Here is a 14,828-nt window from a genome sequence, read left to right on the forward strand (position 1 = left end):
TACTACTCCTCGTCGTAGACATCGTCACGGCGTCGGAGCAGCGGGATCAGCGTCACGACGACCGCGATCAGGATCGCCCCCAACATGACGGCGGCGGTGTCCCGCGGATTGAAGAAAATGGTGCTTGCCGTGCCGAAAGCCACGATGCCTCCCCACCAGTAGATCAACAGCACGACCCGGCGATGAGAATGGCCGATCTGCAGCAGGCGGTGATGCAGATGCATCTTGTCGGGGCTGAACGCGCTCTGCCCCGCTCTGGTACGCCGCACGATCGCGAGCAGCAGGTCGAGCATCGGCAACCACATGACCGCCACGACGATCAGAAACGGCGACAGCAGAGCAAACACATCGCGCGCGCCGTACGCGCTCTGCGAGATGGGTCCGGCGGCCGTCGTCGACGCCGCGGCCAGCATCAGACCGATCAGCATCGAGCCGGAATCGCCCATGAAAATCTTGGCCGGATGAAAGTTGTGCGGCAGAAAACCCAGGCACGCTCCCGCCAGCACCACCGAAATGACCGCGGGCGGATAGAACAGCACATCCCCACCGTGGTCGCGGAGCAGCCCAACGGAGAAGATGCAGATCGCCAGCGCGGTGATGAGTCCCAATCCGGCGGCCAGGCCGACGAGCCCGTCGACGAAATTCATCGCGTTGACGATCGAAACGGTCAGCGCCAGCGTGAGCAGAATCGACGACGCCTGGTCGAGCACAATGGTGCCCACCCCGCCCAGCGGGATATAGAGGACGCTCCAGGCGACGCCCATCGTGACCAGCACGCTTGCCGCGGTGATTTGACCGGCGAATTTCGTCAGCGCGTCCAGACCCCAGCGGTCGTCGATCAGGCCGATGCCCATGATCAGCCCGCCCGCCAGCACCACCGCGGGCATGCCTGTCGAGTAGACGAAGCCGCGGGTGAGAGCGGGCAGCTGCGCCGCCAGGAACACCGCGGAGACCACTCCGGCATACATCGCCAGGCCGCCCATCCGCGGCGTCGGGGTCACGTGCACATCACGCTCGCGCGGATAGGCCACCGCTCCCAATCGGGTCGCTATCACCCGTACCGGTCCGGTGGCGAAATAGGTGACGATCGCGGCGGTCAGGCCGACGAGAGCGAGTTCGCGCAGCGGGACACCGGCGCCCCGATCGGTCAAACCGAGCAAACCGCCGGCGAGGTTGTCGGCACCGCTGACCATCCGAAAAACCGTAGTGCACCGTCCTGAGATCGAGCTAATTCACCCGACCGTTCAGCCGGTCAGCCGGTCGGCGTCGATGCCGAGCACCTCGGCGATGCGCTCGGCGCTGACCGGACCCGAGCGCAGGATGCGCGGCTGGGCAGACGTGAGGTCCAGGATGGTCGAGGCGGCCTGCTGGGCCGCCTGCCCGCCATCGAGGTAAACATCGACGAGATCACCCAATTGCAGGCGGGCGTCGCCGGCGTTCACCGCCGGCGGGCGTCCGGAGATGTTGGCGCTGGACACCGCCATCGGCCCGACCTCGCGCAGCAACTCGATCGCCACCGGATGCAACGGCATGCGCAGCATGACGGTGCCGCGGGCATCGCCGAGGTCCCAGTGCACTGACGGCGCCTGTCTGACCACCAGGCTCAGGGCGCCGGGCCAGAACGCGCGGACCAGATTGCGCATCGACGGGGACACCGACATGGCCAGGCCGTCGATGGTGTGCCAGGAGCCGACCAGCACCGGCACCGGCATGTCGCGGCCACGGCCCTTGGCGTTCAACAGAGCGGTCACCGCCGCACTGTTGAACGCGTCGGCGCCCACGCCGTACACCGTGTCGGTCGGTAACACGACCAGGCCGCCGTTTTTCACCGCTGCCGCCGCCGATGCGATGGCACGCGAACGCTGTTCGGGCGTCGAGCAGTCGATCGTCTCGCTCATCAGCGATCGCCCGCCCTTCGGGCGGTGACGAATCGAGGGCGCCCGGTGAGATCGTTGCGTGGCGTAATTTCTTCGAAACATCCTGTGCGCGAGATCAATTCAACGGTCAAGGCCGACGTGGTGTCGTCGTGCTCGACGGCGAACAAGCCACCGGGGCGGAGCAGTCGCTGCGCGATGTCGACGATCGCGGTGACAACTGTCATCCCGTCGGGTCCACCGAAAACGGCGTGCGACGGATCGTGGTCGAGCACTTCGGGGTCAAGCTCGGTGCCGTCTGGAACGTAGGGGGGGTTGGACACCAGCAGGTCGACCCGCCCGTTGAGCGGGCTGAGCGCACCGGGCACGGTGACGTCGGCCTTTACCAACTCCACCGTGGTGCCCGCGGCGTTGGTTCGCGCATATTCCAGCGCCGCCTCGGAGTCGTCGACGCCGATCACGCGGGCGTCAGGCCGGTGCCGCACCAACGCGAGCGCCAGCGCACCCGAACCGGTGCAGAGGTCGACGATCACCCCAGCGTCTGGAAGGGCCTGTGTGGTGGCCCATTCCAGCATCGCCTCGGTTTCGGGGCGAGGGATGAATACACCGGGCCCGACCATCAGCGCCACCGGCCCGAAGGCGGCGGTGCCCGTCAAGTGCTGCAAGGGAACCCGGCGCGACCGCTCGGCGATCGTGGCGCGGTAGCGATCGAAGAAGCCGTCGTCGGGTGTGGCAAGCAGCGCCAGTCGGCCCCGCTCGGTGCCAGCCAGGTGCGCGGCCAGTTCTTCCGCGTCGTAGCGGGCGGAGTCGATGCCGGAGTCTTTCAGCAGTGTGGTCGCCGAGTCGATTGCGCAACGCAATCGGGGCTGAATGGTCATGCCTGCTGCAGCCGGGCTTGCTTGTCGGCGGCGCCGAGGGCGTCGAACAAAGCGTCGACGTCACCATCCAGAAGCTGATCCAGGTTGTGCGCCTTGTAGCCGATCCGGTGATCGGTCACCCGGTTCTCCGGAAAGTTGTAGGTGCGAATGCGTTCGCTGCGATCGACCGTGCGGATCTGGCTGGCCCGGTCGGCGGAGGCGTCGGCGGACGCCTGCTCTTCGGCCAGCGCCTGCAAGCGAGCCGCGAGCACCAGCATCGCGCGGGCCTTGTTCTGCAGCTGCGACCGCTCGTTCTGGCAGGTGACGACAATCCCGGTGGGCAGGTGAGTGATTCGCACCGCGGAGTCGGTGGTGTTGACGCCCTGGCCCCCTTTGCCCGACGAGCGATACACGTCGATCCGCAAATCCGATTCGTCGATCTGCACCTCGCCCACTTCCTCGGGTTCGGGGTACACCAGCACGCCTGCAGCCGAAGTATGCACGCGGCCTTGGGATTCGGTGACCGGAACGCGTTGCACGCGGTGGACGCCGCCCTCGAACTTCAGCCGCGACCAGACGCCGTCCGCCGAATCGCCCTTGCTTGCGATGGTCAGGGTTGCGTCTTTGTAGCCACCCAAGTCGGAGTAGGTTTCGTCCAGCACCGTCACGGTCCAGCCGTGGCGTTCCGCATAGCGGATGTACATCCTGGCCAGGTCTGCGGCAAAGAGAGCTGATTCCTCGCCGCCCTCACCGGATTTGACTTCGAGCACCACGTCGTCGGCGTCGTGCGGGTCACGCGGCGCCAGCATGTCGCTGAGCTTGGTCTCCAACTCGTCGACTCGGGCCGCCAACTCGCCGACCTCGTCGGCGAACGACGTATCGTCGACGGCGAGTTCATGCGCTGTCTGGAGATCCTCACGCGCGGAAGTGAGCTGGCGATGCGTCGCCACAATCGGAGCCAGCTGCGCAAAGCGGCGACCGACCTTGCGCGCGTTGGCCGCATCGCTGTGCAACTCGGGGTCGGACAGTCTCTTCTCGAGATCGGCGTGCTCAGCCACCAGCGCGTCAATCCCCCTAGCGCCTTCGGTCATGCTCACCTCCTCGCTGGACTGTCCCACACATGCTGGAGTCTTCCGCACATAAAGCGACGCCCGTCCTGCGCAACTATCGCGACAGTCCGGGCGTCGATCGCGCTATTTGTCGGCCGAAGCTTCCTTGTCAGCGCCGGCATTGCGCTTGCCGTAGCGCTTCTCGAACCGGGCCACGCGGCCACCGCTGTCCAGAATCTTCTGCTTGCCCGTGTAGAACGGGTGGCACTGCGAGCAGACCTCGACCACGATGTGGCCGCTCTCCTTGGTGCTGCGCGTCTGGAATGTGTTGCCGCAACCGCAGACCACGGTGGTCTCGCCGTATGCGGGGTGAATGTCAGCTTTCATGGTTTCCTCTTCGTTCGTCGGTCGCCGGGTCGCCAAGTCATGCTCAGACGTGAACCGGAACCGTGCCGTCGGCTGCTCATTATGCCAGTTCAGCCGCTACGGCCCTAAACGCGCGCGGCGCCCCGGGCATTCCCCGAGCTAGCTCGGTCCCACCTGCGCTTTTACCGAGCGGTCGACCGCCGTATAGCTGGTGCCGCGGCCGATGCGAGTCCACACAACGCCCCCGTCGGGGGCGCTGCCCTGCGCTGTGAGCTGCCGCTTGAGGACCTTGTTGGTGGCGGTGGTGGGCATCGTGTCGGTGATCCAGACGTGTCGCGGCCACGCCTTCGGCGACAGATCGGGCTGGGCGGCCAGGAAGTCGCTGAACTCCCCCGGCTGCAGTATCGCGCGATCGACCAGCACCAGCGCTGCCATGACCTGGTCGCCGACCTGCTCATCAGGGACCGCGTAGACCGCGACCTGACTGACCGCGGGCAGCCGCTGCAGGATCCGCTCGATCGGCGCGGTGGTCATGTTCTCACCGTCGACGCGGAGCCAGTCGCCGCTGCGGCCGGCGAAATAGATCCAGCCGTCGGCGTCGCGGTAGGCCAGGTCGCCCGACCAGAACATGCCGTTGCGCAACCGGGCGTCGGTGGCGGCCTGGTCGTTGTAGTAGCCGGCGAACAGGCCGGCGCCGGTGGTGTTGACGAGTTCGCCGATCGCCTCGTCGGGGTTGAGCAGCGCGCCGTCGCGGTCGAATTGCGCCACCGCGCATTCGGCGAGGCTGTCCGGGTTGTAGATGCTGACGCCCGGAAAGCCTTGTCCCAGTGAGCCGGGCGGGCAGCCGTCTTCGCGGGTGATGATGATGGCGCCCTCGCTGGAGCCAAAGCCGTCCCAGACCGCGCAGTCGAATCGCCGGCTGAACTCGGCGATGTCGCGGTCGCTGGCCTCGTTGCCGAATGCGACCCGTAGTGGGTTCTCCGCGTCGTCGGGCTGTTCGGGAGTGGCCAGCACGTAGGCCAGCGGCTTGCCGACGTAGTTCATGTAGGTGGCGCCGTAACGGCGTAGGTCCGGCAGCAGCCGCGACGCCGAGAAGGTGGCGGGGACCATCGCCGCACCGGAGCCGACTGCCACGCTCCACCCGGCGAGCAGCGCGTTGGAGTGAAACAGCGGCATCGACAGATAGCAGACGTCGGACGTATCCACCTCGAAGCGGCCAATCAGGTTGGCACCGGCGAAGATAACAGTCAAGTGCGTGATCTGAACGGCCTTCGGTTCGCCACTGGTTCCCGAGGTGAAGATCATCATCAGCGTGTCGGTCGGCGCCACCTCCCGATGCGGCACCAACGGCCCGGCCAAAGCGACCAGGGTCGACCACCGATCGGTGCTGACGTCGATGACCCGGACCCCGGGCAGATCCAGGCCGTCGAGCAACGCCCGATGCGCAGAATCGGTCAGCAAGATCTGACAGTCGGCGCGCACGATGTCCGAGGCCAGCGCCGCGCCGCGGCGGGTGTCGTTGATGCCGCACAGCACGAAGCCACCGAGCGCGGCCGCGGCCATCGCGGTGAGCATCTCCGGGGTGTTGCCCAGCAGCGCGCCGATATGCAACGGACGCTCGGGGTCGGCGATGCCGATCAGTGCGGCCGCGGTTGCCGAGGCGTCGGCGAGGTGCTCGCGCCAGCTCCACACCCGGTCTTCGTACTTGACGGCAGGCGTGGAGTCGTTCCTGCGTGCGCGAAGCAGTTGCTGGATAGTGTCCGCCACTGGCTCACCGCTTTCCCGTCGGCCTCCGACAAGGCGCAGGTTACCGTCGCGCCGACGGTAACGGAGCGGGACGGCCATGATTGACCGACCGCAGCGGTGTGCTAACCGATCTGAATCAGCTAGTCGTTGTCCATTCCCGGCGTCGTCTTTGACACTTGGACCAGGAACTCGTAGTTGTTCTTGGTCTTTCGCAGCTGCGACATCAGCAGGTCGATGGCTTGGTGGGAATCCAGACCAGACAGCACGCGGCGCAACTTGTGCACCACGCTGAACTCGTCGGGCGAGAGCAGTAATTCGTCCTTACGCGTACCCGAGGGGTTCACGTCGACGGCCGGGAACACCCGGCGCTCGGAGATCTTGCGGTCGAGCTTGAGCTCCGCGTTACCGGTACCCTTGAATTCCTCGAAAATGACTGTGTCACCGGTAGATCCAGTCTCGACCATCGCCGTGGCGATGATCGTCAGCGATCCGCCCCCCTCGATGTTACGAGCGGCGCCAAGGAAACGCTTGGGCGGGTAGAGCGCGGTGGAGTCGACACCACCGGACAGGATACGACCCGAGGCCGGCGACGCATTGTTGTACGCGCGGCCCAGACGGGTGATCGAGTCAAGAAGCACGACAACGTCTTTGCCCTGTTCCACCAGCCGCTTGGCACGTTCGATCGCCAACTCGGCGACCGCTGTGTGGTCGGTCGGCGGTCGGTCGAACGTCGAGGCGATCACCTCGCCCTTGACCGAGCGCGCCATGTCGGTGACTTCTTCGGGCCGCTCGTCGACGAGCACGACCATCAGGTGGCACTCGGGATTGTTCTTGGTGATCGCGTTCGCGATGGCCTGCAGGATCATCGTCTTACCCGCCTTGGGTGGGGACACGATCAGCGCACGCTGTCCCTTGCCAATCGGCATGATCAGGTCAATGACCCGGGTGGTCAGCAGATCGCCGGTGGTCTCCAGACGCAGGCGCTGGTTGGGGTACAACGGCGTCAGCTTGGTGAAGTCGGGACGATCCTTGGCGTCCTCGACCGGCCCGCCGTTGACGGTGTCCAAGCGCACCAGCGGGTTGAACTTCTGACGCGGGTTCTTGTCGCCGCCGTCGCCTTCGCGGGGCACCCGCACTGCACCGGTCACAGCGTCACCGCGGCGTAATCCGTTCTTACGCACCATGTTCATCGAGACGTAGACGTCGTTGGGGCCAGCCAGGTAGCCGGAGGTCCGGACAAACGCGTAGTTGTCCAGCACGTCGAGGATCCCGGCGACTGGCTGTACGACGTCGTCGTCGCGCAGCTCGGTGTCATTGCCACCGCCGCCCTCGCCGGGCCGCTCACCGCGGCGACGACGTTCCCGGAACCGGCGACCGCGGCGACCGCCACGTCCGTCGCCGTCGTCGTCGTTGTTCTGGTTTTGGTTGTTCTGGTTCTGGTTGTTCTGGTTCTGGTTGTTCTGGCCACCGCGGTTTTGCTGTCCTGCGGAGCCCTGCTCGCCACCCTTGTCCGCATCCTTGTCGGAGGCGCGTTCTTCGGACTTGTTCTCGGCGGGCTTGTCGTTGCCGTTGTGCTGTTTCTTATCGCCCCGGTCGTTGTGCTTGTCCCGGGCGCGGTTGTCCTCGGCAGGAGCCGTGTCGCCGGCGTCGGCGGGGCTGGTGGCGGCCGCCTCGTTGTGTTGGTCAGCGGCCTCCGCGGCGTGGCTGGCGGACGATGCCGAGTCGCCGTTGGTCGACACGCCATTGGGGCGGGCGCCCTGACGGCTCTCTCGGATCGCGGCGATCAGGTCGCTCTTGCGCATTCCAGAGGTGCCCTTGACGCCAGACCGGTTGGCCAGCGCGCGCAATTCGGGCAGCACCATGGTGGCCAGCGAAGCATCCGAGCCACTCGAACGGGCGTCGGCCTCGCTGGAAGTATCGGGGGTCACAGGCGTGGGCAGCTTGTCATTTTCAGTGCTGTCGCCAGCCGTAACGAGGTCCGTATCGGTCACGGATTTCCTTTCTCTCCCTCGCTGATCGAATCAAGCCAGGGGTTCGTAGCATTCGGTGAATTCGCCGAGTGCTGCCAAAGATCGACTCTGCAACGGTGATTGCCAAGATTGGCGATGTTATGGCGAACCATCGTCCACGAGAAGAATTTGGTGTTCGTCCTAGGGGTCGCGCAATGTCTGCGCATCATGCAGATGACTGCGATTGCTGGACGGAACCGAGAATAACCTTCTTCGGTGCCGGAAGCAAGAAGCCACTTCGCGGTGTCCGAGGACACTAGCTGGGAACTGCTACCCCAGAACCCCAGCGTACACCATCGCCGACCGCCATCTCGCTGACCTGGAAGCCGTTTGCGGCCGCGTAGTCCAGCACCTCGGCGGGCAGTTCGGACGCCGTACTGAGCGCGATGACCGCCGGTCCGGCCCCGGAAAGCACAGCCGCTAGGTTGCAACGGCGTAACAGTTGCAGGTATTCCGCCGACGCCGGCATGGCCGGTGCCCGGTACGGCTGGTGGAGCACATCCTCGGTGGCCGCCATCAGCAGGTCGGGCCGTTCGGTAAGGGCCACCACCAGCAGCGCGGCCCGACTTACGTTGAAGCGGGCGTCCTCGTGACTGACCTGCGTCGGCAGCAGCACCCGGGCCTCGACCGTCGACGAACGCTGCACGGGAATGGCCGGAAAGAGGTGAATCTCGGGATGCAACCGGACCTGAGCCGCCGCGTAGGCGGGCGACCCGCCGCTGGTGTCGGTCCAGGACACGACGGCGCCACCCAGGACCGCAGCGGCTGCATTGTCGGGATGTCCCTCGAACTCCGATGACAGCTGGATCAGCTGAGCTTGGCTCAGCGGCGTCAAACCCGCTTGTGCGAGAAGTCCATTCACCGCGGCGAGGCCACCGACGACCGCCGCAGCCGACGAGCCCAGGCCGCGAGAGTGCGGAATAGCGTTGCGACAACGCACTTTCAAGCCCGCGGCGCCGACACCGGCCGCCTGCAACCCGCGCTGGATGGCGCGTACGACGAGATGGCCGGCGTCGCGCTTCAGCTCCCCGGCCCCCTCCCCTTCGACCTCGACGACCAGACCGGCATCTGTTGTCTCGACCATGACTTCGTCGTAAAGACTCAGCGCCAGCCCGAGGCTGTCGAAGCCTGGCCCGAGGTTGGCGCTGGAGGCGGGGACGACCGAGTTGCCCAGCAGCCCGGAGGCCAGCACTAGGCCAGCCCCAAGGTCGCGACGACGGCGACGGGGTCGACCGGGACCGGCTCCACCTTCGGCATGTCGCGCAACGCGGTGTCGGGATCCTTGAGGCCGTTGCCGGTGACCGTGCACACCACCGTCGATCCCGGCTGCACCCAGCCGTCGTCGACCGATTTGAGCAGACCCGCGATGCTGGCCGCCGACGCCGGCTCGACAAAGACCCCTTCAGTGACGGCGACCAGGTGATATGCCGCCAGGATCTCGTCGTCGGTGGCGGCCAGGAAGCGCCCGTTGGACTCCTCCTGGGCGGCGACGGCGGGCCCCCACGATGCCGGCGAGCCGATCCGGATCGCGGTGGCAATGGTCTCGGGATTCTTCACCGGCACGCCGGACACCAGCGGAGCCGCGCCGGCGGCCTGAGTGCCGAGCATGCGCGGAAGCTTTTCGCTCACGCCGTCCGCGTGGTACTCGGTGTAGCCCTTCCAGTACGCGGTGATGTTGCCGGCGTTGCCCACCGGCAGAGCGTGAATGTCGGGCGCATCACCCAAGACGTCGACGATTTCGAACGCCGCGGTCTTCTGGCCCTCGATGCGAACCGGGTTGACCGAATTGACCAACGCGATCGTCGGGAAGTCTGCGACGATCTTGCGAGCCACCTCCAAGCAGTCGTCGAAGTTGCCGTCGACCTGAATGATCTTGGCGCCGTGCATGACCGCCTGCGCGAGCTTGCCCATCGCGATCTTGCCCTGCGGAATGAGCACGGCACAGGTGATGCCGGCGCGGGCGGCGTAGGCCGCGGCCGACGCCGACGTGTTGCCGGTGGACGCACACAGCACAGCCTGCTGACCGCGGGCCACCGCGTCGGTGACGGCCATGGTCATGCCGCGGTCCTTGAACGACCCGGTGGGGTTGAGCCCCTCGACTTTCAGGTACACCGTGCAGCCGACCCGCTCGGAGAGCCGGGGTGCCGAAATCAGCGGCGTACCGCCCTCGAGCAAGGTGACCGGCGTCCAGTTGTCGCCGACCGGCAGCCGTTCTCGGTAGGCCTCGATCAGGCCCGGCCACCGTCGGTGCACGGCTGTCTTGGAGGAAGTCATACGTTGGTTCCTTCCAACCGCAGGACGCTGGCCACGCCCTGCACTACGTCCAACTCGGCCAGCGCGTCGACGGTTTCGGACAGCGCGGCGTCGGTCGCGGTATGGGTGACCACCACCACGCGGGCTCCGACACGCCGCCCGTCTTCACCGACCACGCCTTCCTGACGCACCTCGGCGATGCTGACCTCCCGCTTGGCGAATTCCGCAGCGACCGTGGCCAATACACCCGGCTTGTCCGCGACGTCCATGCTGACGTAGTAGCGGGTGGGGATCATGCCCATCGGCGCGATGGAGAGCTGCGCGTACTTGGATTCCTTGGGCGCCCGGCTGCCCAGCACCCGGTTGCGGGCCGCCATCACCAGATCACCGGTCACCGCCGACGCGGTCGGTGCTCCGCCGGCGCCCTGTCCGTAGAACATCAGCCGGCCGGCGGCCTCCGCCTCGACGACGACGGCATTGAAAGCGCCGCTTACCGTGGCGAGTGGGTGCTCCAGCGGCACCAATGCAGGGTAAACCCGAGCCGAAACCCGTTGTTGCCCGTCGTCGCCCGCGATCCGCTCGCAGATCGACAGCAGCTTGATGGTGCAGCCCAGGGCACGCGCGGACGCGAAGTCGTCCGCGCTGATCTTGGTGATGCCCTCGCGGTAGACGTCGTCGGCGGTCACCCGGGTGTGGAAGGCGATGGACGCCAGAATGGCGGCCTTCGCTGCGGCGTCGTAGCCTTCCACGTCGGCGGTCGGGTCGGCTTCGGCATACCCGAGCGCGCTCGCGTCGGCCAGGGCCTGCTCGTAGCTGGCGCCGGTGCTGGCCATTTCGGACAGGATGTAGTTGGTGGTGCCGTTGACAATGCCGGCCACCCGCTGCACGGTGTCACCGGCCAGCGACTGGGTCAGCGGGCGGATCACCGGAATGGCACCCGCCACCGCGGCCTCGAAATACAAGTCGACATGGGCGTTTTCGGCAGCCTGCGCCAGTTCGCCGGTGGCCACCGACAGCAGCGCCTTATTGGCCGTCACCACGGACTTGCCGTGCTCCAGCGCGGCCAGGATCGCCTTGCGCGACGGTTCGACCGGACCCATCACCTCGACGACGATGTCGACGTCGTCGCGGGACACCAGTGCTTCGATGTCCTCGGTGAGCAGTTCGACGGGCACACCGCGGTCACCGGCCACGCGTCGAACACCGATGCCGCGCAGCACCAGCGGCGCCCCGACGCGGGCGGCGAGGTCGTCGGCGCTTTCCTTCATGATGCGGACAACTTCGCTGCCCACATTGCCAAGTCCCAATACCGCTACGCCGACCGGCTTTTCATCGCTTGCCACCGACTTACCTCACTTCCAGACTCAACAGATCGTCAACCGTCTCTCTGCGCAAGACCAGACGGGACTTTCCATCACGGACGGCCACCACTGCAGGGCGGCCGATCACGTTGTACCGGCTCGACAGCGAATAGCAGTAGGCGCCGGTCGCGGCGACCGCGACCAGGTCACCGGGCGCTATGTCGTCCGGCACCCAGGTGTCGCGCACCACGATATCGCCGCTCTCGCAGTGCTTTCCGACAATCCGGGCCAAGGCGGGCTCGGCCTCGGTGGCGCGGGAGACCAGTCGGACGTCGTAGTCGGCGCCGTACAGTGACGTGCGGATGTTGTCGCTCATGCCGCCGTCCACGCTGACGTAGCGCCGGTGCGCGGTCGCACTGACACCGACGTCCTTGACAGTGCCGACTTCGTACAGCGTCACCGTTCCCGGGCCGGCGATCGCGCGCCCGGGTTCGACAACCAGGCGCAGAACCGGCAGACCCACCGCGGCGGATTCGCTGCGCACGATGTCGCTGAGCTTGTCGGCAAGTTCACCCACCGGTGGCGGATCGTCGTTGGGGAGATACGAAATACCAAGGCCACCACCGAGATCGACCGTAGCGATCTGCGCGGTCTTGTCGACGCCGAACTCGGCGACCACATCGCGCAGCAGTCCGATCACCCGGTGTGCGGCGATCTCGAAGCCGCCGACATCGAAGATCTGCGAGCCGATGTGGCTGTGCAGGCCGACCAGGCGGAGGTGATCGGTGGCGAACACCCGCCGGATCGCGGCCATCGCCGCTCCGTTGGCCAGTGACAGCCCGAACTTCTGGTCTTCATGCGCGGTGGAGATGAACTCGTGGGTGTGCGCCTCGACCCCGACGGTGACGCGCACCAGGACGTCCTGGACGACGCCCGCTTCCCCTGCGATGGCGTCGAGTCGCTCGATTTCGATCATCGAGTCGACCACCACATTCTTGATCCCGGTCTTGACGGCGGCGGTCAGTTCAGCGACGGACTTGTTGTTGCCGTGGAACGTGATTCGCTCGGGCGGGAAATCGGCGTGCAGCGCGACCGCGAGCTCGCCGCCGGTGCAGACGTCCAGCGACAGGCCCTCCTCGTTGATCCAGCGAGCGATCTCGCTGGCCAGGAACGCCTTTCCGGCATAGTGCACGTTGGCGCCGCCACCGAACGCGGCTGCGATCTCGCGGCAGCGCGAGCGGAAGTCGTCCTCGTCGATCACGAACAGCGGTGTGCCGTAGTTGTGCGCCAGCGTCTGCAGTGAAACCCCGGCGATGCTGACGACGCCGTCGTCACCGCGAACGGCGTTGCGCGGCCATACATTCGGCGCCAGCGCCAGCAGCTCTCGGGCACTCGACGGTCGTGGCGGAACGCCGGATTGGTGGAACTCTTCGGCATGGCGGGGGCCGGCCGGGTGCGCGTTCACATTCGCTCCGGAGCACTGACGCCGAGGATGGCCAGGCCGTTGGCGATGACCTGCCGGGTCGCCTGGCAGAGCGCCAGACGCGCGGCATGCAGTTCGCCGGCTTCCTCGTCGCCTTGCGGCAACACCCGGCACGAGTCGTAGAACCGGTGGTAGTCACCGGCGAGGTCTTCGAGGTAGCGGCAGACCCGGTGCGGTTCCCGCAGCGATGCGGACGTTTTCAGCACTCGCGGGAACTCGCCGAGACTGCGGATCAACGCGCCCTCTTTGTCGTGGGTAAGCAAATCGAGGTGACCGGTGTCGGAGATCAGTCCGAGCTCCGCGGCGTTGCGGGCCAGCGCGGAAAGCCGCGCGTGCGCGTATTGCACGTAATAGACCGGGTTTTCGCTGGACGCCGACGACCACAGCGCGAGGTCGATGTCGATCGGGGTGTCCACCGACGAGCGAATCAGGCTGTAGCGCGCGGCGTCGACGCCGATCGCCTCGACCAGGTCGTCGAGGGTGATCACGGTGCCGGCCCGCTTGCTCATCTTGACCGGCTGTCCGTCACGGACCAGGTTGACCATTTGGCCGATCAGCACCTCGACGGTGCCCGGGCTATCGCCGAATGCCAAGGCGGCGGCCTTCAGCCGGGAGATGTAGCCGTGGTGGTCGGCGCCGAGCATGTAGATGCACAGGTCGAATCCGCGCTCGCGCTTGTCCAGGTAGTACGCGAGATCGCCCGCGATGTAGGCGTGCTTGCCGTCACTCTTGATCACGACGCGGTCTTTGTCGTCGCCAAAGGCGCTGGTGCGCAACCAGGTTGCGCCGTCTTTCTCGTAGATGTTGCCGTTCTCGCGGAGCCGCTCGATCGCCTGATCGACCCGGCCGCTGGTGTGCATTGAGTCTTCGTGGGTGAAGACGTCGAAGTCGGTGCCGAAATCGTGCAGCGATTTCTTGATGTGGGTGAACATCAACTCGACGCCGATCCGCCGGAACGTCTCGTGCTGCTCGGCGTCCGGTTGGCTCAGCGCGTCCGGCACCTGCTGCAGGATGTGCGCGGCGATGTCGGCGATGTAGTTGCCGGCGTAGCCGTCCTCGGGCGTCGGCTCGCCTTTAGCTGAAGCGATCAGCGAGTTGGCGAACCGGTCGATCTGCGCGCCGTGGTCGTTGAAGTAGTACTCGCGTACCACGTCGGCACCTTGGGTAGAGAGCAGCCGGCCCAGCGCGTCACCGACGGCCGCCCAACGCGTGCCGCCGATGTGAATCGGGCCGGTGGGGTTGGCGGAGACGAACTCGAGGTTGATCGTGTGGCCGGCCTCGGCGTCGGAGTGACCGTAGGCGTGCCCGGCGACGATGACATTGCTGACGATCAAGCCCTGCGCCGAGGCGTCCAGCCGCAGGTTGATGAAGCCGGGCCCGGCGATTTCCGCCGAGGAGATGCCGTCGGCCTGCGCCAGCGCGTCGGCCAGCCATCCGGCCAGCTCACGGGGATTGGCGCCGACCTTTTTGGCGAGCTGCAGGGCCAGGTTGCTGGCGTAATCGCCGTGCTCGGGGTTGCGTGGCCGCTCGACGGCCACCGCCGGCGGCAGCGCGGCGGTGTCGAGCCCGTGCTGGGTCAGCACCGCGGTCGCGGTGGCCTTCAGCAGCTCGGCCAGATCGGCGGGATTCACGCAGGCCATCCTATGGGCTGAGGTCCTCGGGCTTCGAATCCATTCCGATGCTCGACCGGCCGCTGTGATGCGTTAGTCTGTCGAGGCCCATTGGCGCCGTGTTTTTCGCGTGCGCCCCCGTAGCTCAGGGGATAGAGCGTCTGCCTCCGGAGCAGAAGGCCGCAGGTTCGAATCCTGCCGGGGGCACCAAGCGTTTTAGCAGTTAAAGCGGTCTTTTCGGCCACCTCGCTAAACGTCGAATGCCCCGGCCGCGCCCTTC

The 14,828-nt window shown here is 66.4% G+C and carries 12 protein-coding genes and 1 tRNA gene; 1 reads left to right on the forward strand and 12 read right to left on the reverse strand.

From position 1 onward, the window contains the following. Positions 1 to 2: 2 nt before the first annotated feature. From AC2VOU_RS01975 to argS, 12 genes are all read right to left on the reverse strand, one after another. Positions 3 to 1,193 (reverse strand): glycosyltransferase family 4 protein, encoded by a 1,191-nt coding sequence (locus AC2VOU_RS01975; protein WP_486955849.1) that lies wholly within the window; start codon positions 1,191 to 1,193, stop codon positions 3 to 5. Between the two features lie 51 nt (positions 1,194 to 1,244). After that, positions 1,245 to 1,898, reverse strand: a complete 654-nt coding sequence (locus AC2VOU_RS01980) for an L-threonylcarbamoyladenylate synthase (protein WP_486955850.1) — start codon at positions 1,896 to 1,898, stop codon at positions 1,245 to 1,247. Continuing rightward, a complete protein-coding gene (gene prmC / locus AC2VOU_RS01985) occupies positions 1,898 to 2,752 on the reverse strand; it encodes a peptide chain release factor N(5)-glutamine methyltransferase (protein WP_486955851.1) in 855 nt (284 codons plus the stop codon). The genes AC2VOU_RS01980 and prmC overlap by 1 nt, the downstream gene beginning before the upstream one ends. After that, entirely contained in the window at positions 2,749 to 3,822 is a 1,074-nt protein-coding gene (gene prfA / locus AC2VOU_RS01990; RefSeq protein ID WP_486955852.1) for a peptide chain release factor 1, read from the reverse strand. The genes prmC and prfA overlap by 4 nt, the downstream gene beginning before the upstream one ends. A 102-nt stretch (positions 3,823 to 3,924) precedes the next feature. Then, positions 3,925 to 4,167: a 50S ribosomal protein L31 gene (rpmE, locus tag AC2VOU_RS01995; RefSeq protein WP_486940033.1), complete on the reverse strand. Its 243-nt coding sequence runs from the start codon at positions 4,165 to 4,167 to the stop codon at positions 3,925 to 3,927. Positions 4,168 to 4,305: 138 nt separating this feature from the next. Next, positions 4,306 to 5,913, reverse strand: coding sequence for a fatty-acid--CoA ligase FadD1 (fadD1, locus tag AC2VOU_RS02000; protein WP_486955853.1), 1,608 nt, complete (start codon positions 5,911 to 5,913; stop codon positions 4,306 to 4,308). Positions 5,914 to 6,032: 119 nt separating this feature from the next. Further along, positions 6,033 to 7,820, reverse strand: coding sequence for a transcription termination factor Rho (gene rho, locus AC2VOU_RS02005; protein ID WP_486955857.1), 1,788 nt, complete (start codon positions 7,818 to 7,820; stop codon positions 6,033 to 6,035). A 337-nt stretch (positions 7,821 to 8,157) separates the two neighbouring features. After that, a complete protein-coding gene (gene thrB, locus AC2VOU_RS02010; RefSeq protein WP_486955854.1) occupies positions 8,158 to 9,093 on the reverse strand; it encodes a homoserine kinase in 936 nt (311 codons plus the stop codon). Next, positions 9,093 to 10,175 carry a threonine synthase gene (gene thrC, locus AC2VOU_RS02015; protein WP_486955855.1) on the reverse strand — a complete coding sequence of 361 codons (1,083 nt, stop codon included), beginning with the start codon at positions 10,173 to 10,175 and terminating at the stop codon, positions 9,093 to 9,095. Before thrC ends, thrB begins: the two co-directional genes overlap by 1 nt. Then, positions 10,172 to 11,497: a homoserine dehydrogenase gene (locus AC2VOU_RS02020; RefSeq protein WP_486940792.1), complete on the reverse strand. Its 1,326-nt coding sequence runs from the start codon at positions 11,495 to 11,497 to the stop codon at positions 10,172 to 10,174. Before AC2VOU_RS02020 ends, thrC begins: the two co-directional genes overlap by 4 nt. A 4-nt stretch (positions 11,498 to 11,501) precedes the next feature. Further along, positions 11,502 to 12,836 (reverse strand): diaminopimelate decarboxylase, encoded by a 1,335-nt coding sequence (gene lysA, locus AC2VOU_RS02025; protein WP_486955858.1) that lies wholly within the window; start codon positions 12,834 to 12,836, stop codon positions 11,502 to 11,504. Positions 12,837 to 12,916: 80 nt separating this feature from the next. Beyond that, positions 12,917 to 14,569, reverse strand: a complete 1,653-nt coding sequence (gene argS, locus AC2VOU_RS02030) for an arginine--tRNA ligase (protein ID WP_486955856.1) — start codon at positions 14,567 to 14,569, stop codon at positions 12,917 to 12,919. A 113-nt stretch (positions 14,570 to 14,682) separates the two neighbouring features. Here argS and AC2VOU_RS02035 point away from each other — a divergent pair. Continuing rightward, a tRNA-Arg gene (locus AC2VOU_RS02035) sits at positions 14,683 to 14,758 on the forward strand. The last annotated feature ends 70 nt before the right edge of the window (positions 14,759 to 14,828 follow it).

The organism is Mycobacterium sp. TH-M25 (genome assembly GCF_057473665.1).

Excerpts from the sequence above, each read along its gene's own strand:
- prmC (WP_486955851.1), bottom strand. The coding sequence starts at position 2,752 with ATGACCATTCAGCCCCGATTGCGTTGCGCAATCGACTCGGCGACCACA.
- AC2VOU_RS01975 (WP_486955849.1), bottom strand. The coding sequence starts at position 1,193 with ATGGTCAGCGGTGCCGACAACCTCGCCGGCGGTTTGCTCGGTTTGACC.
- rpmE (WP_486940033.1), bottom strand. The coding sequence starts at position 4,167 with ATGAAAGCTGACATTCACCCCGCATACGGCGAGACCACCGTGGTCTGC.
- prfA (WP_486955852.1), bottom strand. The coding sequence starts at position 3,822 with ATGACCGAAGGCGCTAGGGGGATTGACGCGCTGGTGGCTGAGCACGCC.
- thrC (WP_486955855.1), bottom strand. The coding sequence starts at position 10,175 with ATGACTTCCTCCAAGACAGCCGTGCACCGACGGTGGCCGGGCCTGATC.
- AC2VOU_RS01980 (WP_486955850.1), bottom strand. The coding sequence starts at position 1,898 with ATGAGCGAGACGATCGACTGCTCGACGCCCGAACAGCGTTCGCGTGCC.